Below are 17,826 nucleotides of genomic sequence, written 5' to 3' on the forward strand. Positions count from 1 at the left end.
CCCGAGCGCTTCGGCCGCCGGCCCCGACCACCCCGGATACCCCAGCAGGCGTGGATCAACGACCCGGCCAAGCGCCGCGAACCCGCACCACAAACTTCCGCCGAAGAGCCAGAAGTCGTGATCGGGCAGGCCAGTCACCTCCTGCTCGGCAAGGTCGATGATCCCGATGGACTCCCCTGCCTTGATGTTGCCGAGGTAAGCCGACAGCTCGTAACGCAGGTAGTCAGTCAAGGGAGAGCGCAGGACGTGAACGCGGGACACGCTCTTGCCCTTGTCGGTCATCGAGCGCACCCATGGGTTGTCGTCCCACTCCGGCCCCATGTCCTCGCCCGCGAGGAACCGTGCGATCTCGTCCTGCTCCTCTTCCACGTCGTACAAGTCGAGCGTCTCCAGCCGGAACGCGGTCCGCTCGAAGGTCTCGAAGAGACGGCCGAACTCCTCACCTGCGAGCACTGAAGTACTCCTCAAGCACTGCCGCCGGGACCATGACGGCTGTCTCGCCCTCGGGTAGGTCGAGCTATGCCAGCCGCTCAGGGTCGGTGATCACGTAGCCCTGCACTACGTAGTCCTTGCTGTCGTCCGTGCCCCACAGCGTCGGGCAAGTGCCGTTCTTGCAGTCCGGGTCTCCCGACAGCTTCCGCAGCGGTGCGCCCATGGCTTCCCCCTCACGTCGACAGTCCTTGTCGCGTTCGATGCTTCTGGCTTGCGGGCAGCATGGTCAAGATCCCCCGCTTTCCGGAACGGGAAAGTCGCTTGCTCGACGTCCCGAAGGGTGTAGATGGCGGGCCTTGTTCAGGCGATGCAGCCCCAGGGCACACAGAACCCCCGAGCAGCGTCAGGCCGGTCGGGGGTTGCGCGTAGCGGGAGTCAGGCGCCGAGCGCCTGCTTCACCTGGGCAAGGCTCGGGTTCGTCATCACGACCTCAGGGCCATCGTTGGCGGGAAGTACAAGAACGGTCGGGACCGTCTGGTTTCCGTCATTCGCCTTCTCGACAAAAGCTGCCGAATCCGGGTCCTGCTCGATGTTGACCTCGGTGTACGCGATTCCCTCGCGGTCCATCTGGCCCTTGAGCCGGCGGCAGTAGCCGCACCAGGTGGTGCTGTACATCGTCACAGTGCCCGGCATGTCGTCGGTGCTCCCTTGTCTCGTACGTCTCACTGGGAAGGCGGGCAAGTACGCTCACGCACCTTCCCGCCTCCAGGGAACGCACCTGACCCGACGGCCATTCCCGCCCCGCCCGGCCGGTACGACGAATGGCGGGCCTTGTGGACAACCGCCGCACCGGCATCCTGGGACCTGGCAGCATGGCGGGGTGACAGCAGCAACGCACTCCACCCTCTTCCCGCAGGTCCCCGACTCCGCGGACGCCGTGCTCGACGGGCTCGACCCGGAGCAGCGCGAGGTCGCGCTGGCCCTGGGCGGACCCGTGTGCGTGCTGGCCGGCGCGGGTACGGGCAAGACGCGGGCGATCACCCATCGCATCGCGTACGGGGTGCGCGCCGGGATCCTCCAGCCGACGACCGTGCTCGCCGTCACCTTCACCAATCGCGCGGCGGGTGAGATGCGCGGCCGGCTCCGCCAGCTCGGCGCGACCGGAGTGCAGGCCCGGACCTTCCACTCCGCCGCACTGCGCCAGCTCCAGTACTTCTGGCCGAAAGCCGTCGGTGGGGAGCTCCCGCGCCTGGTGGAGCGCAAGGTCCAGCTGGTGGCCGAGGCCGCCGCCCGCTGCGGGATCCGGCTCGACCGCAACGAGCTGCGGGACGCCACGAGCGAGATCGAGTGGGCCAAGGTCACCCAGACCGTGCCGGCCGACTACCCGGCCGCCGTGGCGAAGAGCCAGCGGGACGCCCCGCGCGACCCGGCCGAGCTCTCCCAGATCTACGCGATGTACGAGCAGCTGAAGCGTGACCGGTCGGTGATCGACTTCGAGGACGTGCTGCTGCTGACCGTCGGCATCCTGCAGGACCGGCACGACATCGCCGAGCACGTGCGCCGTCAGTACCAGCACTTCGTCGTCGACGAGTACCAGGACGTCAGCCCGCTCCAGCAGCGGCTCCTCGACCTCTGGCTCGGTGACCGGGACGATCTCTGCGTCGTCGGCGACGCCGGCCAGACGATCTACTCCTTCACCGGGGCCACCCCCGACCACCTGCTGAACTTCCGCACCCGCCACCCGAACGCGACCGTGGTCAAGTTGGTGCGGGACTACCGTTCGACACCGCAGGTCGTGCAGCTTGCCAACGGCTTGCTGTCCCAGGCCCGCGGCAAGGCGGCCGAGCATCGCCTGGAGCTCGTCTCCCAGCGCGACAAGGGGCCCGAGCCCGTCTACACGGAGTACACCGACGAGCCGGCCGAGGCCGAGGGCACCGCCCGCCGGATCCGCGATCTCATCGCTGCCGGTGTCCCCGCCGGAGAGATCGCCGTGCTGTACAGGGTCAACTCCCAGTCCGAGGTCTACGAACAGGCCCTGGCGGACGCGGGCGTCCCCTACCAGCTGCGTGGAGCCGAACGCTTCTTCGACCGACCCGAGGTGCGGGAGGCGGGCGTCGCCCTGCGGGGCGCCGCCCGCGCGGGGGGCAACGACTCCCTTCTCGACGGAGCCGACGACCTGCCGTCCGAGGTGAGGGCGGTGCTCTCCACCAAGGGATGGACCTCCAAGCCGCCCGCAGGATCCGGAGCGGTGCGGGACCGGTGGGAGTCCCTCGCCGCACTCGTCCGGCTCGCCGAGGACTTCGAACAGGCCAAACCGGGTGCGACGCTCTCCGACCTCGTCGCGGAGCTCGACGAGCGCGCCGCAGCCCAGCACGCGCCCACGGTCCAGGGCGTTACCCTCGCGTCGCTGCACTCGGCCAAGGGCCTGGAATGGGACGCCGCGTTCGTCGTCGGACTGACCGAGGGCATGATGCCGATCGCCTACGCCAAGACCGACGAACAGGTTGAGGAGGAGCGCCGCCTCCTGTACGTGGGCGTCACCCGTGCCCGGTTCCACCTCTCGCTTTCCTGGGCCGTGTCCCGGTCGCCCGGCGGCCGCGCCGGACGCCGGCCGACCCGCTTCCTGAACGGTCTCCGGCCCGGCTCGTCGGCAGCCGGCATGCGGGCGGGCACCGGGGGCGGCGGGGGCATCGACCGAGGCCCCGGCTCGGGTGCGGGCAGGAGCGGGGAGGGCACGGAGCGGGATGCGAGGTCGCGGCGCCGCGGACCCGTGAGGTGCCGGGTCTGCGCCAGGACACTCACCGAAGCCGGCGAGATGAAGCTGATGCGTTGCGAGGACTGTCCTTCGGACATGGACGAGGCGCTGTACGGCCGGCTGCGCGAGTGGCGTGCGGACCGTGCGAAGGAGATCAGCCAGCCCGCCTTCTGCGTCTTCACCGACAAGACCCTGATGGCGATCGCGGAGGCCGTCCCGGCCGAGGAGGCGGAGCTCGTCGTCATCCCCGGCGTCGGCAACCGGAAGTTGACCAGGTTCGGAGCCGACGTACTGGCCATCTGCGCAGGTCGGGCGCTGGATATCGGGGCAGGCGAGGACGACGGCGACGTGTGAGAAAAACTCGTCGAGAAAATAGTTTGCGCGGGCACCAGTCGTCACCATAGGTTCTTGTCCACGGGAACAGCGTCTTCTCTGAAGCCCTGAATCCGTGCTGTACTTATCCGAATACCGCAGGATCGGCCCCGGCCGGTCCCTTGAGACGCCGAGAGGAGGCGATTGTCGTGATCAGCATCATCAAGACCATCAAAATGACCGATCCGTCGGTCGTCTCCACCTGCGCACTCGGCTTCGCCTGCTCCTCGGAGCTCTCGCTTCGTGGCACCGGTGTGTCCGGTATCTCCGCCGTCAGCCCGCTGTTCCTGGCGAGCCTGCCCGTGCGAGAGCGCAATGAGCGACCGACCCAGGCACCGGAAGCAGCAGTAGTGAAGGCACAGGCCTCGGCCTATGCCTTTGCGGCCGCCGGTGCCGGAGCCAAGAAGCAGACGACACAGCACCACACGATGTGGGCCTTCCGTGGGCCTGAACCCTGGAGCGATCCAGCCTGATCCGGAATCAGGCCGGCGCCTTCAGGGCCGCGGAACCCCACTCGGGATCCGCGGCCCTTTTGTTTTGTCCGAACGGATGAAACGAGACGAAGGAGCCTCGGGACAAGCAGGACCTGGTACCAGCCGCCAACCGGCCAACAGGCCGGCAGACCAGACGAGGACAACACCACCGTGCAACTCGAGACGCACGCCCCGTCCGTACCGCCTTCCGACACGATCGCCCCGCCCGGCTCCACGGAGGACACCACCTTGATCCCCCTCACCGCGCTCACCGCGCTCGACGACGCCATCGAGAAACTCGGCGTACCCGTCCCCTGCCGTTCCTACGACCCGGAGGTCTTCTTCGCGGAGTCCCCGGCGGACGTCGAGTACGCCAAGTTGCTCTGCCGGACCTGTCCCCTCGTCGAGGCCTGTCTCGCCGGTGCCAAGGAGCGGCGTGAGCCGTGGGGTGTCTGGGGTGGCGAGCTCTTCGTCCAGGGTGTCGTCGTCGCCCGCAAGCGTCCGCGTGGCCGTCCGCGCAAGAACCCGGTCGCGGCGTGACCGCCGGCCTGGGGGTCATGTCCCCCGCACGGAGCAAGCGCATCGGCACGATCGACCGTCCCCACACCCATGACCCCCGAAATCAGGCACCAATGATCACCCCCACGAGGGAGCCCGTCGGCTCCGCGACCCCGGACGTCACCATCATCGGCGCGAACGACTCGCGTCAGAACAGGACCCGCGAAATGCAACTCATCCCAGAAGCCCTGGCTCGTGCGCATATGCACGAGCGCATGAGGGAAGCCGAGCAGGGCCGTCAGGCAGCGCGCCTGGTCGCCGCCCGGCGGATGCAGCGCCGTGCGGAGCGCGCCTCGATGCGCGCCCGCCGTGCGCTCGCCATGGCCGTCATGCACTGACGCTTCACCAGCGACGCTGAGCACCGAGCCGCCCGGGCAACCGCTCGCCCGGGCAGCCCTCCCCATCCGCGGGGCCGGTCCGATTGGGGCCGGCCCCGCGGTGCGTCCACCTCGCGACGGCGTTACCGTCGCGAGGTGGACGAGGAGACTCAGAACACCGAGGGTCCGGCCACCGCCAGGGTGACGTGCGCCCGCTGCGGTGCCTCCGCCGACGGCGTGACCCCGCCTCCTACCTGGCTCTGTTCCGTGGAGAAGGGCGGTCGGCAGTACCTCTGCGAGGCCTGCGCGCGCACCCACATCCGGGCCATCGAGGGCCGGCTCGACTCCGACTGGTGGTGAGGGGCTGGGGCATGGCGCCCTCCGGACCGTATCTGCGAGCCTTCCCGCCCCGCACTGCCCGCCCTTGGATCCCGTTTCTCCGGTTCCCGGGGGAGCGACCGACGCGCCCGACCGGTGCGCGTCTCGAACAGGGAGAGCTGGGGACTCCTCGCACCCGCGGCTCCACCTCTTCGGCGGCGGCGCGGCTATGCGTCGACCGGCGCGGCCTCCTGGGCTGCCTCCGGCTCGCCCTCGTCATCAGGGCCGGCCTCGTCATGGCCGGGCTCCAGGACGAACCCGGGAAGCCAGGACTCCAGTTCGTCCCGCAGCCGCACGGTCGCGCCCAGCTGGCACAGCACCCCGATGGTGCTGAGCGTGACGCGGTGTATCAGCAGATACGACGGCGGCAGGTTCAACTGCTTCCCCAGCTGGTGTGCGGGGGAACGAGGATCTGCGACCCGCCCGGCCTGGCTGCGCAACCAGGAGCGGGAGAAGGCGAATTCCTCCACCTGCGCCGGCTCGATGATCGGGAGAAGATAGTCGAGCACCTCGTCGGGTTCCAGCTCGATGGAATCCCTGACGAAGCCGTCCTCGCGCAGCGACGAGTAGACGCCGTGGGCGTCACCGTCCAGCGTCATCCGCAGGGCATCGCCGATGGCGCGAGGCAGACCGCCCGGCAGACGGTCGACCGTGCCGAAATCCAGAACCCCAAGACGCCACCGGCTGGGGTTCCCGTCAAGTCCGGCAGTACCGCCCGCGGTGTCCTCGTCGGCGGCGGCGGAGCTATCGGCGTCCGCCGGCGGCAGCAGCCGGAAGTTCCCCGGATGGGGATCCGCGTGCAGCAGGCCGGTGCGGGCAGGCCCGGAGAACAGGAAGCGCGCCAGCAGCTGACCTGCCCTGTCCCGCTGTTCCTGACTGCCGTCGGCGATCACCTGCGACAGAGGTATGCCTTCGATCCACTCGGTCACCAGTACCTGATCCGACTGGTGCACCACTCCGGGGATCACCACATCCGGATCGCCGTCGAACTCCTCGGCGTGCTCCTGCTGGGCCGCCGCCTCCAGCTCGTAGTCCAGTTCCTCCGAGACACGGTCGCGGAGCTCGGTGATGAGCGGCTTGATGTCCATCCCGGGGACCAGCGGGCCGAGCAGCCGGGCGAAGCGGCTGAGCTGAGTGAGATCGGAGAGCAGAGCCTCTCCGGCGCCCGGGTACTGGACCTTTACGGCGACGGTACGTCCGTCGTGCCACACCGCTCGGTGAACCTGCCCGATCGAGGCCGCGGCGGAGGGCTGATCCTCGAACTCGTCGAAGAGATCACGCCAGTCCTCGCCAAGCCTCTCCTCCAGCACCTTGTGGACGGTGCGGGTCGGCATGGGCGGGGCTGCCTCCTGTAGTTTGGTGAGCGCCGCGCGGTACGGTCCCGCGATGTCCTCCGGCAGGGCGGACTCGAAGACCGACAGTGCCTGTCCGAGCTTCATCGCACCGCCCTTCAACTCACCCAGGACCTTGAAGAGCTGGTCCGCCGTGCGCTGCTGGACCTCCCGGGCCACGATCTCGGCGGACTTCCCGCCGATCCGTTTGCCCAGGCCCCATGTGGCACGGCCGGCGAAGCCGAGCGGCAGAGCAGCCAGCTTCGCGGTACGGGTGACCGCCTTCCGTGGAAGATCAGACATGTGCCCCTCCAGTTCCTGACTGTCGTGCCGCATGCATTCCGGGCCCGCTCCGTCGGCGGCGGTCACCCGACCATTGTGTCCTGCGTGGAGCCGGTCGCGGAGGTGAGCTCCACCTCAGTGTGCCCGGCAGCACCGCAGGCGCAGTCGAGGTGGGGGCCGAGCCGTGCCGATCGCCAGTCCAGCACGGGCATGGCGGCCTCCCACCGCGTGCCCGTGCTGGCGGGCAGCTCTCCGTCGAGGAAGGACAGCGCATGGGATGCGGCGAGTCCGGCCACCGCGGTCGCCAGTCCCAGATCGCATGCCTGCACCGCGGTGCGCCGCCCGGACCTCCACTGCGCGAGCATCCGGGGCCACTGGGGGTCCCGCTCCGCCCGGTGCAGCGCCAGACAGCCCGCGCAGCCCGTGCCGCCGGGGAGCACCAGCGGTCCGACCACTCCTGTGGCCTCCACCACACCCGCGTAGAGGTGCGGTGTGCCCGAGGCGATCCAGGGCGCGGCGACATCCGGGTCAGGGGCATGGACCGCGAGACCGTCCCTCGGGGCCACCACGATCAGGGACAGTGCGGGCTCGGCTCCCGTCGGCACCCCACCAGGGCCGTCCGTCCTGGGAGGCCTTCCGACGGCTGACCGGCGCACCAGCTGACGGGCCGCTGTGTCCCGCCGCTCTCCCACCGATGCCGCCGGGAGGCCCCCGGGCGCGACGTCCGAGGGCTCCGCGCGGCCTCCGTCGAGCACATCGACGTTGCCCACACCGGATGCGGAAAGGACTGCCGCGATCGTCGCGCCCACCCGCCCGGCGCCCCGCACCTGCACCCGCATCGCGCGTCGCGCGGCGAGTGTGCGCAGTCCGCCGCCCGGAGCCGGATGGACGAGGGAGAGCGACGCGGCGTCCGGGCGCTGCCGCTCCAGCGCCTCGGCCCGCCGACGCAACGCCTCGGCCTCCGCGCCGCCCGCACCCGGATCGTCGAGCAGTCCGGCTTCCGTGAGGCGAGAGACGAGAATGTCCACCTGACGGTCCGACAGATCCAGTGCTCTGGCTTCTTCGCGGAGGAGAGGCAGTCCGCGTGTTCCGTCGAGGAGTTCCAGGAAACTGCCGGTGGCGATATCCATCGGCCCCAGGGTCACCGCGTGCGCGGGCGTCACACCGAATTGCACGGTGTTCCGTCCACGCCAGGCGCGCCGGAGCGCGGGCTTCAGCATCGGATGCATGACTTCTCCCCGTTCGGTGTCGAGATCCGTTGTCAGAATGCAACCTGCAGCCGAAACGGGCGAAAAGTTATCCACAGGCCGGGGTATTAGTCGTTCAAATGGTGCAAGCCGAGAAGTGGATCAATACCGGACGGTCGAGGACGCGGGACTTCCCCGGCAGGCAGCGGGTAACGTCGTGGCGTGTCAGCCGACTCCTCACCCGGCGTCTCCGGGGAGCCCCCCGCGCGCAGCGCCGGACGCCAGCAGCGCAGCGCAGCAACCCAGCCGCCCCGCCCACCTGTGATGAGCGCGGTCGAGGTCCGCAGGAGCGCCCGGCGCAGCAGAACCGTCTCCGCCTACCGCGAGGGCGACCGCACCATCGTCCTCATCCCGGCCCGGATGTCGGAGGCCGAGGAGCAGCGCTGGGTCGGTGTGATGCTGGACAAACTCGCCGCGCAGGAGAACAAGCGCGTGATCGGGGACGGTGCGCTCGCCGAGCGCGCGGAGAGGCTGTCCACCCAGTACCTCGGGGGCAGGGCCCGGCCCGCGTCCGTGCGGTGGGTGACCAACCAGAACACCCGCTGGGGCTCCTGCACGCCTGCCGAGGGCAGCATCCGTCTCTCGCACCGGCTGCAGGGCATGCCGGAGTACGTGGTCGACTACGTACTCCTGCACGAGCTCGCCCACCTGCTGGTTCCCGGCCATGGGCCGCGCTTCTGGCGGCTGCTGGAGTCGTACTCCCGCACCGAGCGTGCGCGCGGTTACCTCGAAGGGGTCGCGGCGGCGGAGCGGCTCCCGCACCTGCCTGGCGCACGCGAAGAGTGAGTTGCCGATTGTGTACCGGATCTGTACCGGCTTGGCTCGATGTCGTGGTTTGCGGATAGCCTGACGCGACGCAATCACCTTCGGGATGGGGGACGGTCGTTACGCATGGCCAGGGAATTTCAGCGCGGCCACAAGGCCAAGATCAGTGATCTCACGTCAGGGACGGATCTGTACGTCGGCGTACAGGTCGCGGGTCCCGGCCTGACGTTCGACATCAGCTGCTTCGGTCTGGACGCCAATGAGCAGCTCTCGGACGACCGTTATTTCATCTTCTTCAACCAGCAGAAATCTCCTGAGGAGTCCATTCAGCTTCTCGGCGCCCAGGCGGGTGACACCGAGTCGTTCCGCGTGACCCTCGACCGCATCCCGGCGAACATTCACAAGTTGTCCTTCACCGCCACGATCGACGGTGCGGGGCAGATGTCCCAGGTCGGCCCCGGGTACATCCGGATCGTCGCAGGCGGCGAGGAAGTGGTGAAGTACGCCTTCACCGGCGCGGAGTTCACCACCGAACGCGCCGTGATGCTCGGTGACTTCTATCTGAAGGACGTCTGGCGGTTCGCGGCCGTCGGCCAGGGCTTCGACGGCGGACTCGACGCGCTGCTGAAGAACTTCGGCGGGGAGGTCGCCGGGGAGGCGCCCGCGGCTCCGTCCCAGGGCGCCGTTCCGGGCTTCGCCCCGCCGGCCCAGGCCACCGCGCCTCCCGCGTTCGGTGCCCCCGCGGCTCCTGCGGCGGCGCAGCCCGCACCGGCGTTCGGTGCTCCGGCACCCGCTCCCCAGCAGTCCGTCCACGCAGCTCCGACGATCGCGGCACCCTTGGCGCCCGCCCCGCATGCGCCCGCACCGTACGGACAGCCGCCGCAGCAGCCGCAGTTCGGACAGGTACCGGGACAAGGCGCGCCGCCGTACGGTCAGCAGCCGCCCGCCGCCCCGCCCTTCGGTCAGCAGCCCCCAGGCGTGCCGCAGGGAGTGCCCCAGGGCGTTCCGCAGGGAGGTGCGGGGCTGCAGGCCGCCCTGCAGCCCTACAAGGAGACGGCCACCGGGCAGCGCTGGACCTCGCAGAACCAGCAGCTGATGCGCGTCGACCTCACCATGGGCGGCACGCCCGTGCTGGCGCGGCAGGGCAGCATGGTGATGTACCAGGGCAAGGTCGACTTCGGTTACAAGGGCGCCGGCTGCGCGGGCCGCATGGTCGGCAACGCGACGGGCCAGGAGATGCAGCTCATGCGCTGCACCGGCCGCGGTCAGGTCTTCCTCGCCGAGGAGGGAGCGCACCTGCATCCCATCGAGCTCCAGGGCGACGGCATCTGTGTCTCCGCCGAGAGCGTCCTCGCCTTCGACGAGTCCCTTCAGTACGAGGTCCGCAGGATCGAGGGGCACGGCATCCCCGGCGGAGCCCTGTTCACCATGCAGTTCGAGGGTTCGGGGACCGTAGTCGTCAAGACGCACGGCGTTCCGGTCGTCCTTCCGGTCACCCCGACCACCTTCGCCGACGCCAACGCCGTGGTGGCCTGGTCGGCCGCGTCGCAGGTGATCCTCTCCAGCCAGGTCCGGCTGCGCCGCAACGCGTACCCCGGACACAGCGGCGAGACCGTGAACCTCCAGTTCCGGGGAGCCCCCGGAAACTTCATCGTCGTCCAGCCCTACGAGGTCTGAGGGAGCCCGTCATGAACCAGCAACTCGCGGGCTTCGCCCCGACACCCGTCACGGCCCGTATGGAGAACCACGGCCGCGCGATGCTCAAGGTCGCCATGGCCACCGGCCAGGACCTCTACGCACGTACCGGCTCGATGGTGGCCTACGAGGGCTTCATCCAGTACGAGCCCAATCCGCCCGCAGTCCGCCAGATCGCCTCGCAGTGGATCACAGGTGAGGGCACTCCGCTGATGAAGTGCTCGGGCGACGGACTGCTCTACCTCGCCGACTACGGCGCCGATGTCGTCGTCATCAATCTCGACAACGACTCCTTGTCCGTCAACGGCACGAACCTCCTCGCCTTCGACAGCCACCTCACCTGGGGTGTGGAACGGGTCAAGGGACTGGCCAAGTTCGCCGGCCAGGGCCTGTGGAACGTCGCCGTCCAGGGCACGGGGTGGGTCGCCATCACCTCTCGCGGCACACCGATCGTCGTCGACTGCGGCAGGGGTGAGGACGAGACGTACGTCGACCCCGACGCCCTCGTCGCGTGGTCCCCGAATCTCAAGGTGAAGGGCAAGCGCAGCTTCAAGGCGGGCTCCCTCATCGGGCGGGGCAGCGGAGAGGCCTACCAGATGGCCTTCTCCGGTCAGGGCATCGTCGTCGTCCAGCCGAGCGAGGACAGTACCGACCGCCTGCGGATCCGGAACTGAGCGGGGGGAGAACGCATCATGCAGAGTCCGCTTTTCAGCTACACCGAACAGCAGTCGCAGGAGCGGTACACGGTCCAGAACCCACAGCTCCTGCGGGTATCGCTGACCGGCAGCGACGACGTCCTGGCCCGTAAGGGCGCCATGGTCGCCTACCAGGGCCTCATGGAGTTCGACGGCGAGTACCAGTCGCAGAGCCAGCGCCGCGCCCGCATGAGCACGGGTGAGGGCCTCGACCTGATGCGCTGCTCGGGCCAGGGCACGGTCTATCTGGCCAACCTCGCCCAGTACGTCCACGTGGTCGACGTGGGCCATGAGGGCATGACGGTCGACAGCGGGTACGTCCTCGCCCTGGACTCCTCGCTGCACACCGAGGTCATCGCGGTGGACAGCCAGTACGGGATCTCCGGCACCGGCAAGTACCAGCTGAACATCTCCGGGAACGGCAAGGTCGCGCTGATGACCTCCGGCCAGCCGCTGATGATGCAGGTGACACCCGACAAGTACGTCAACGCCGACGCCGACGCGATCGTCGCCTGGTCGAGCGGGCTTCGGGTGCAGATGCAGGCCCAGACACACTCCTCGGGAGTCATGCGGCGCCGTGGCAACACGGGGGAGGGCTGGGAGCTGAGCTTCCTCGGCCAGGGTTTCGCGCTCGTCCAGCCGAGCGAGGTGCTGCCCCCGCAGAACGCCCAGATCGGACAGGGCGCGGCGGCGCAGTTCGGTGTGGGCCAGCAGGGCGCGCGCAGCCAGAACCAGAACAACGCCTGGAACTGAGCCTGTGCGGCCCCCCGGCGTACAAGGGGTGAGGGCGGTCTCCACCGGAGACCGCCCTCACCCCCGTACACGTCCGGTGGCTAGCCGGCCTGCTTCAGCCGCGCACGGGAGCTCTCCAGCAGCCGCACCACCGAGGCGTCCGCGACCGCTGCCACCTCGTCGTAGGGGAACCAGCGCAGGTCCAGGGACTCGTCACTGATCCGCTCCGTCGCCCCGGCGGACGCAATCGCGGCGTACTGCACGTCCAGGTGCCAGTTGCAGGGCGCCGGAATGGGGTGCCGGTCGAGACGGACGGGTCCACCGGGGAGCAGGGCGAGCCCGGTGATCCCCGACTCCTCCGTCGCCTCCCGCAGGGCCGCGGCCGCCAGGGTGGTGTCCTGGGGCTCACAGTGCCCGCCCATCTGCAGCCACATCCGGAGCTTCTTGTGCAGGGTCAGCAGCACGCGGCCCCGATCCGGGTCGACCACCAGGGCGCTGGCGGTCAGGTGCCCGGCGCCGCAGGCCTTCCACATGCCGTCGGGGTGCCCGGCGAGATGATCCAGGTACGCCTGCCGCAGGTGCGCCTCCTGTGCGTCCCCGCCGTCGTCGTAGCCCTTGAGTACGAGTACCGCGTCGTCGTGCAAGCTCACTGGCCGGTGTCGTCCTTGCCCTTGTCGGCCGGGCCGTCCCCGGGCTCGTCATCGCCCTCGGCCCGGTCCTTCGCCTCGTCCTCGGCGGAGGGCTTCCGGGGGCCGTTCGCCGCCTCCCCGAGCATCTTGTCTAGCTCGGAGAAGTCCAGCTGCTCGTGGTGCACGAATCCGTCGGGGTCGTCCAGGTCCGAGGCGGTGGGCAGCATGTCCGGGTGTCCCCAGAGGCCGTCGCGGCCGTCGACGCCCCGGGCGTCCGTGAGCGAGGCCCACAGCCGGGACGCGTCACGCAGCCGGCGCGGCCGCAGCTGCAGACCGATGAGCGTGGCGAAGGTCTGCTCGGCGGGGCCGCCGGACGCCCTGCGCCTGCGCATCGTCTCGCGCAACGCGCCGGCCGAGGTCAGGCGGGACTTCGCGGCTTCGTGCACCACCGCGTCGACCCAGCCCTCGACGAGCGCGAGAGCCGTCTCCAGGCGTGCCAGCGATGCCTTCTGCTCCGGAGTGTCCTCCGGCTGGAACATGCCCTGCTGAAGTGCGTCCTGCAGCTGCTCGGGCTGCGACGGGTCGAACTGGCCGACGACGTCCTCCAGCTTGCTGGTGTCGACCTTGATCCCACGGGCGTAGGCCTCCACCGCGCCGAACAGGTGCGAGCGCAGCCACGGGACGTGGGCGAAGAGCCGCTGGTGTGCCGCCTCGCGCAGCGCCAGGTACAGCCGGACCTCGTCCTGCGGCACGCTCAGGTCCTTGCCGAAGCGCTCGACGTTCAGCGGGAGGAGGGCCGCCTTGCCGGCCGGGGCCAGCGGCAGGCCGATGTCGGTGGAGCCGACCACCTCGCCCGCGAGCACGCCCACGGCCTGCCCGATCTGCTGACCGAACATGGCGCCACCCATCGACCGCATCATGCCGATCAGCGGGCCCGCCATGGCCTGCATCTCCTCGGGAAGGACATCCCCCATGGCCATGCCGACGCGCTCGGCCACCGGGTCCACCAGCTGCTGCCAGGCGGGGAGGGAGGCCTCGACCCACTCGGCGCGGCTCCACGCCACCGTCGAGACGGAACCCGACGGCAGGGAGGTCACACCGTCCAGCCAGAGATCGGCGAGACGCAGCGCCTCGTCGACCGAGGAACGCTCCGCGGGACCGACACTGGCGTCCTTGCTGCCGTCCGCGGTGCCCTGCGACACGGTCTGCCGGGCGATCTGCTTGGCCATGTCCCAGTTGACCGGGCCGCCCTCGTAGCTCAGCATCTGGCCGAGCTGCTGGAAGGCCGCCCCCAGGTCGTTCGGGTTCATCGAGCCGAACATCGCGGCGAAGGGGTTGTCGCCGCCCGCGCCCGGCCCGAAGCCGAACGGGTTCGCCGGCCCGCCCGGGCCCTGCCCACCACCGGTGGGGTCCTTCTTCTTGCCCTCGTCGCCGTCTTCCGGCTCCTCCGGCGGAAGGCCGAATCCGAATGGGGTGTCACTCACGGGTTTCCTCGGCTCGTAGGGCCGCCGGCTCGAACCGACGGCGACTGCCCGACATCACCATCCAGCGTAGACACCGAAGGCACGCTCGGGGCCTCAGTGCTCCGCCGGCTCCCGGCCTGCGGCAGGATGGACGCCACCTGGTACGCACACGTCATTCGGGTACGTACTGAAGACAACCACTGGAGACGCCCGGTGAGTTCCCCAGATCCGCAGGTTCGCGCAGCGCGAAACCTGGCCGACCCCTCGACCGAGAGCAAGCCCACGAAAAAGAAATCCCGAAGCCGCGGTCCGGTCGTCGCCGTCACCGGCGCCGCGACCGGAGTCGGCGCGCTGCTCACCGCCCACCTCGCCGCATCCGACGAGATCAAGCATGTCATCGCCATAGACGAGCGCCGAGGCGACGTCCCGGAAGCCACCTGGCACATCCTGGACGTACGGGACCCGGCCATCGCCGAGAAGCTGCGGGGTGCGGACGTCGTCGTGCACATGGCGGTCGATCTCGACCTGGAGACCGATGCCGCCGCCCGTACCGCGTACAACGTGCGCGGTACCCAGACCGTGCTGACGGCGGCCGCGGCCGTAGGGGTCCACCGGGTCGTGCTGTGCACCTCGGCGATGGTCTACGGCGCTCTGCCCGACAACGACATCCCGCTCTCCGAGGACGCCGAGCTGCGCGCCACGGCGGAGGCCACCGGTGTCGGCGACCTGCTGGAGATCGAGAGGCTCGGCCGCCGGGCGCCCCGCGCCCACCCCGGCCTCAACGTCACCGTGGTGCGTCCCACCGTCCTGGTCGGCGGTACGGACACGGCACTCACCCGGTACTTCGAGTCCCCGAGACTGCTGGTCGTCGCCGGATCACGCCCCGCCTGGCAGTTCTGCCACGTGGACGACCTGGTGAGCGCCCTGGAGTACGCCGCGCTCGAGAAGATCGAGGGCGAGTTCGCGGTCGGCTGCGACGGCTGGCTCGAGCAGGAGGAGGTGGAGGAGCTCTCCGGAGTGCGCCGTATGGAGCTGCCCTCGGCCGTCGCGCTCGGCGCCGCCGCCAGGCTGCACCGGATCGGCCTCACCCCGTCCCCGGCGGGCGACCTCGCCTACACCATGCACCCCTGGGTCGTCAGTGTGAGCCGGCTGCACGACGTGGGATGGCGTCCCCGGTGGACCAACGAGGAGGTCCTGGGGGCGCTCCTCGAAGAGGTCGAGGGCCGCCACACGCTGGCCGGCCGCCGTCTCGGCCGCAAGGACGCCACCGCGGCAGGTGCCGCCGGGGCCACGGTCGCCCTGCTCGGTACGGCAGCCCTGGTCAGGCGGGCCCGCAAGGCCCGCCGCCGTTTCTAGGAGACGGACGGTTCAGGAAACGGGCGGTTCTGGAAACGGTTCAGGAGACGGACGGCCCGTCGTCCCACACTGGTAGGAGACTCCAAGCACGCGGTCACACCACAGGTCGAAAGCGCTATTCCGGGATGTCGGTGCCGTGCGGCACCATGGCCCCATGGCACGCACTCATGATCACCCCGGCGAGAAGGCGGCCCAGGACCCCATCCGGCTCCTGGACATCCGCGACACGCCGCTCTCCGTCGACGAGGTCTTCCGCGCGGTGGGGGACGACGCCGCCGGAGGCATGGCCCTCTTCGTCGGCACGGTCCGCAACCACGACGACGGGCAGGACGTCGGCTCGCTCGGCTACTCCTGCCATCCGACGGCCGGCGACGAGCTCCGCCGGGTGGCCGAGAAAGTCGTGGCGGAGTTCCCGGTGCGGGCCCTGGCCGCCGTCCACCGGGTGGGTGAACTGGGTGTCGGCGATCTGGCCGTGGTCGTAGCCGTCTCCTGCGCCCATCGGGGTGAGGCCTTCGATGCCTGCCGCAGACTGATCGACGACCTCAAGCACGAGGTCCCGATCTGGAAGCACCAGCGTTTCTCCGACGGCACCGAGGAGTGGGTCGGCGCCTGCTGAGCGCAAACCGTCCCGGGACCATCAGCCCCGATTTGCGTAACCGCCCCCCTGCCATGAGCGTTGGTGCTGCAGGTGGTTAATCTGCTGATCGTCAGTTGCGGTCGCTCATGGGGCAGGGAGGTCGTGATGGCTGCACTCGCATGGCTGTTGATTCCGCTTATAGCCGCTCTCGGCGCGGCGATATGGGGAGGGTGGGCAGCCCGCAATCGAACGACCGGTGACGTCACCGAACTCGCCGGCTACGCCAGGTTCCGTGAAGCGATGGAGAAGTCGGACTCCGGTACCGAGACCGTCTGAGTCGAGGCGGCCGTACGCAGTCGCCAATTCCGCACCGCCCCGTCCGCCCCGCGCGCGAGCACGTGCCGCGAGTGGCCCCCGGAAGGTTTCCGCCCCGCCGGACCCCAGGTCGCCGGGCCCCGTACGGACCGGCCCCGACGGTGCACTGACAGGCTCTTCCCGTACTGTCGTTCCATGCCACGCCGCACCGCGACGATGCTCGCTTCGACACTCATCCTGATCGCGCTGCTCTGCGCAGGCGTGCTGATTCCCGTGCCGTACTCGGAGATGTCGCCCGGGCCGACGGTGAACACACTCGGCGACGCCCGTGGCGAGCCGGTGCTTCACATCACCGGCCACAAGACCTACCCGACGTCCGGGAACCTCAACATGACGACCGTCCGCGTCACCGGCGCGGACTACGACATGAACATCGTCGAGGCCGTCTACGGCTGGCTGGCCCACGACAGCGTGGTCGTGCCGCACGACACGCTCTATCCGGACGGCCAGACGGAGGAGCAGTCGACCCAGGAGAACGCCGAGGAGTTCAGCCAGTCCCAGGAGAGCGCCAAGGTCGCCGCCCTGGAGGAGCTGAAGATCCCCGTCACCTCCCGTGTGGTGGTCTCCACGGTCGTCAAGGACAGCGCGGCCGAGGGCGTGCTGCACGCGGGCGACGTGATCAGGGCCGTGGACGGTACGGCGGTCGAGAAGCCCGAGGACGTCGCGAAACTCGTCACGAAGCACCGGCCCGGCCAGGACGTGGTCTTCACGGTCGTTCCCGTCAAGGCGGCGGCAGCGGCGGAGAAGGCGGGCAAGGAGCCCAAGGGCTCCCACGACGTGACACTCACCACTCGCAAGGCACCGGCGGACCCCGCGGACCCCTCGGGCGAGGACCGGGCGATCGTCGGCATCCAGGCGGGGACGGACCACACCTTCCCGTTCGAGGTCGACATCAAGCTCGCCGACGTCGGTGGTCCGAGCGCCGGGCTGATGTTCTCGCTCGGCATCGTCGACAAGCTCACACCGGGCAAGCTGACGGGCGGCAAGTTCATCGCAGGCACGGGAACGATCGACGACAGCGGCAAGGTCGGACCGATCGGCGGGATCAACCTGAAGCTGATCGGCGCACGCGACGCCGGCGCGCGGTACTTCCTGACGCCGGACGACAACTGCTCGGCCGCGGCGTCCGACACGCCGAGCGGACTCACCCTGGTGCGGGTGAAGACGCTCGACGACGCCAAGAAGTCCCTGGAGAAGATCAGGGCGGGGGACACGGCCGGCCTGCCGAGCTGCTCGGCAGGCTGAGCGCCTGTCGGGTGACCTCTGATCGGGCCGATCGAAGACCACCCGACAGGCTCTGACCCGAATCCGCAGGTAGTGCGGGGTGTGTGGCAGCTGATATGGCGACAGGTGCACTTTGCCGGTGAGAAGATCGAGGTTCCTACACCGTGACC

At 69.6% G+C, this 17,826-nt stretch carries 20 protein-coding genes; 13 read left to right on the top strand and 7 right to left on the bottom strand.

Going from position 1 to position 17,826, the window contains the following annotated elements:
• The 3 genes from ACFU5K_RS27985 to ACFU5K_RS27995 all read right to left on the bottom strand — a co-directional run.
• Positions 1–453: DUF6879 family protein (locus ACFU5K_RS27985; protein ID WP_384066525.1), on the bottom strand; the 453-nt coding region annotated here is incomplete at its 3' end.
• Positions 454–517: 64 nt separating this feature from the next.
• Positions 518–655 carry a hypothetical protein gene (locus ACFU5K_RS27990; protein ID WP_384066527.1) on the bottom strand — a complete coding sequence of 46 codons (138 nt, stop codon included), beginning with the start codon at positions 653–655 and terminating at the stop codon, positions 518–520.
• 212 nt (positions 656–867) lie between these two features.
• On the bottom strand, positions 868–1,125 hold the full coding sequence (locus ACFU5K_RS27995; RefSeq protein ID WP_384066529.1) for a mycoredoxin: 258 nt from the start codon (positions 1,123–1,125) through the stop codon (positions 868–870).
• A gap of 187 nt (positions 1,126–1,312) precedes the next feature.
• Here ACFU5K_RS27995 and ACFU5K_RS28000 point away from each other — a divergent pair, with 187 nt between their 5' ends.
• The 5 genes from ACFU5K_RS28000 to ACFU5K_RS28020 all read left to right on the top strand — a co-directional run bounded on the left by ACFU5K_RS28000 (position 1,313) and on the right by ACFU5K_RS28020 (position 5,267).
• Positions 1,313–3,541 (top strand): ATP-dependent DNA helicase UvrD2, encoded by a 2,229-nt coding sequence (locus ACFU5K_RS28000; protein WP_384066531.1) that lies wholly within the window; start codon positions 1,313–1,315, stop codon positions 3,539–3,541.
• A 167-nt stretch (positions 3,542–3,708) separates the two neighbouring features.
• Positions 3,709–4,032, top strand: a complete 324-nt coding sequence (locus ACFU5K_RS28005; RefSeq protein ID WP_384066533.1) for a hypothetical protein — start codon at positions 3,709–3,711, stop codon at positions 4,030–4,032.
• Between the two features lie 171 nt (positions 4,033–4,203).
• Positions 4,204–4,572 (top strand): WhiB family transcriptional regulator, encoded by a 369-nt coding sequence (locus tag ACFU5K_RS28010; RefSeq protein ID WP_384066534.1) that lies wholly within the window; start codon positions 4,204–4,206, stop codon positions 4,570–4,572.
• A complete protein-coding gene (locus tag ACFU5K_RS28015) occupies positions 4,569–4,928 on the top strand; it encodes a hypothetical protein (protein WP_384066536.1) in 360 nt (119 codons plus the stop codon). Before ACFU5K_RS28010 ends, ACFU5K_RS28015 begins: the two co-directional genes overlap by 4 nt.
• Before the next feature lie 135 nt (positions 4,929–5,063).
• Positions 5,064–5,267: a hypothetical protein gene (locus tag ACFU5K_RS28020; protein WP_384066538.1), complete on the top strand. Its 204-nt coding sequence runs from the start codon at positions 5,064–5,066 to the stop codon at positions 5,265–5,267.
• Positions 5,268–5,452: 185 nt separating this feature from the next.
• Here the strand turns inward: ACFU5K_RS28020 and ACFU5K_RS28025 are convergent, their stop codons facing one another.
• Both ACFU5K_RS28025 and ACFU5K_RS28030 read right to left on the bottom strand, forming a co-directional pair.
• On the bottom strand, positions 5,453–6,919 hold the full coding sequence (locus tag ACFU5K_RS28025; RefSeq protein WP_384066540.1) for an ABC1 kinase family protein: 1,467 nt from the start codon (positions 6,917–6,919) through the stop codon (positions 5,453–5,455).
• Positions 6,920–6,981: 62 nt separating this feature from the next.
• Positions 6,982–8,127, bottom strand: a complete 1,146-nt coding sequence (locus ACFU5K_RS28030; protein ID WP_384066542.1) for a ThiF family adenylyltransferase — start codon at positions 8,125–8,127, stop codon at positions 6,982–6,984.
• Positions 8,128–8,307: 180 nt separating this feature from the next.
• Between ACFU5K_RS28030 and ACFU5K_RS28035 the strand changes: the two genes are divergently transcribed.
• The 4 genes from ACFU5K_RS28035 (at position 8,308) to ACFU5K_RS28050 (ending at position 12,053) form a co-directional block, all read left to right on the top strand.
• The gene (locus ACFU5K_RS28035; protein ID WP_384066544.1) at positions 8,308–8,931 is read left to right on the top strand and encodes a M48 family metallopeptidase; all 624 of its coding nucleotides are present in this window, start codon (positions 8,308–8,310) and stop codon (positions 8,929–8,931) included.
• A gap of 105 nt (positions 8,932–9,036) precedes the next feature.
• Positions 9,037–10,587 (top strand): TerD family protein, encoded by a 1,551-nt coding sequence (locus tag ACFU5K_RS28040; RefSeq protein WP_384066546.1) that lies wholly within the window; start codon positions 9,037–9,039, stop codon positions 10,585–10,587.
• 11 nt (positions 10,588–10,598) lie between these two features.
• A complete protein-coding gene (locus ACFU5K_RS28045; RefSeq protein ID WP_384066548.1) occupies positions 10,599–11,279 on the top strand; it encodes an AIM24 family protein in 681 nt (226 codons plus the stop codon).
• Positions 11,280–11,297: 18 nt separating this feature from the next.
• Positions 11,298–12,053: an AIM24 family protein gene (locus tag ACFU5K_RS28050; protein WP_384066550.1), complete on the top strand. Its 756-nt coding sequence runs from the start codon at positions 11,298–11,300 to the stop codon at positions 12,051–12,053.
• A gap of 80 nt (positions 12,054–12,133) precedes the next feature.
• On the opposite strand, the gene ACFU5K_RS28055 is transcribed toward ACFU5K_RS28050, so the two are convergent.
• Together ACFU5K_RS28055 and ACFU5K_RS28060 are read right to left on the bottom strand one after the other, a co-directional pair.
• Entirely contained in the window at positions 12,134–12,682 is a 549-nt protein-coding gene (locus ACFU5K_RS28055) for an NUDIX hydrolase (protein WP_384066552.1), read from the bottom strand.
• Complete coding sequence (locus ACFU5K_RS28060; protein ID WP_384066553.1) at positions 12,679–14,145, bottom strand: zinc-dependent metalloprotease; 1,467 nt, start codon at positions 14,143–14,145, stop codon at positions 12,679–12,681. The genes ACFU5K_RS28055 and ACFU5K_RS28060 overlap by 4 nt, the downstream gene beginning before the upstream one ends.
• A 192-nt stretch (positions 14,146–14,337) precedes the next feature.
• Here ACFU5K_RS28060 and ACFU5K_RS28065 point away from each other — a divergent pair, with 192 nt between their 5' ends.
• The 4 genes from ACFU5K_RS28065 (at position 14,338) to ACFU5K_RS28080 (ending at position 17,677) form a co-directional block, all read left to right on the top strand.
• Positions 14,338–15,480 carry an SDR family oxidoreductase gene (locus ACFU5K_RS28065; protein ID WP_384066555.1) on the top strand — a complete coding sequence of 381 codons (1,143 nt, stop codon included), beginning with the start codon at positions 14,338–14,340 and terminating at the stop codon, positions 15,478–15,480.
• A gap of 154 nt (positions 15,481–15,634) precedes the next feature.
• On the top strand, positions 15,635–16,096 hold the full coding sequence (locus ACFU5K_RS28070; protein ID WP_384066557.1) for a molybdenum cofactor biosynthesis protein MoaE: 462 nt from the start codon (positions 15,635–15,637) through the stop codon (positions 16,094–16,096).
• A gap of 126 nt (positions 16,097–16,222) precedes the next feature.
• Positions 16,223–16,393: a hypothetical protein gene (locus ACFU5K_RS28075; protein ID WP_384066559.1), complete on the top strand. Its 171-nt coding sequence runs from the start codon at positions 16,223–16,225 to the stop codon at positions 16,391–16,393.
• 174 nt (positions 16,394–16,567) lie between these two features.
• Positions 16,568–17,677: a PDZ domain-containing protein gene (locus tag ACFU5K_RS28080; RefSeq protein WP_384066561.1), complete on the top strand. Its 1,110-nt coding sequence runs from the start codon at positions 16,568–16,570 to the stop codon at positions 17,675–17,677.
• The last annotated feature ends 149 nt before the right edge of the window (positions 17,678–17,826 follow it).

This window comes from Streptomyces sp. NPDC057428, assembly GCF_042803195.1.
Classification (GTDB): domain Bacteria; phylum Actinomycetota; class Actinomycetes; order Streptomycetales; family Streptomycetaceae; genus Streptomyces.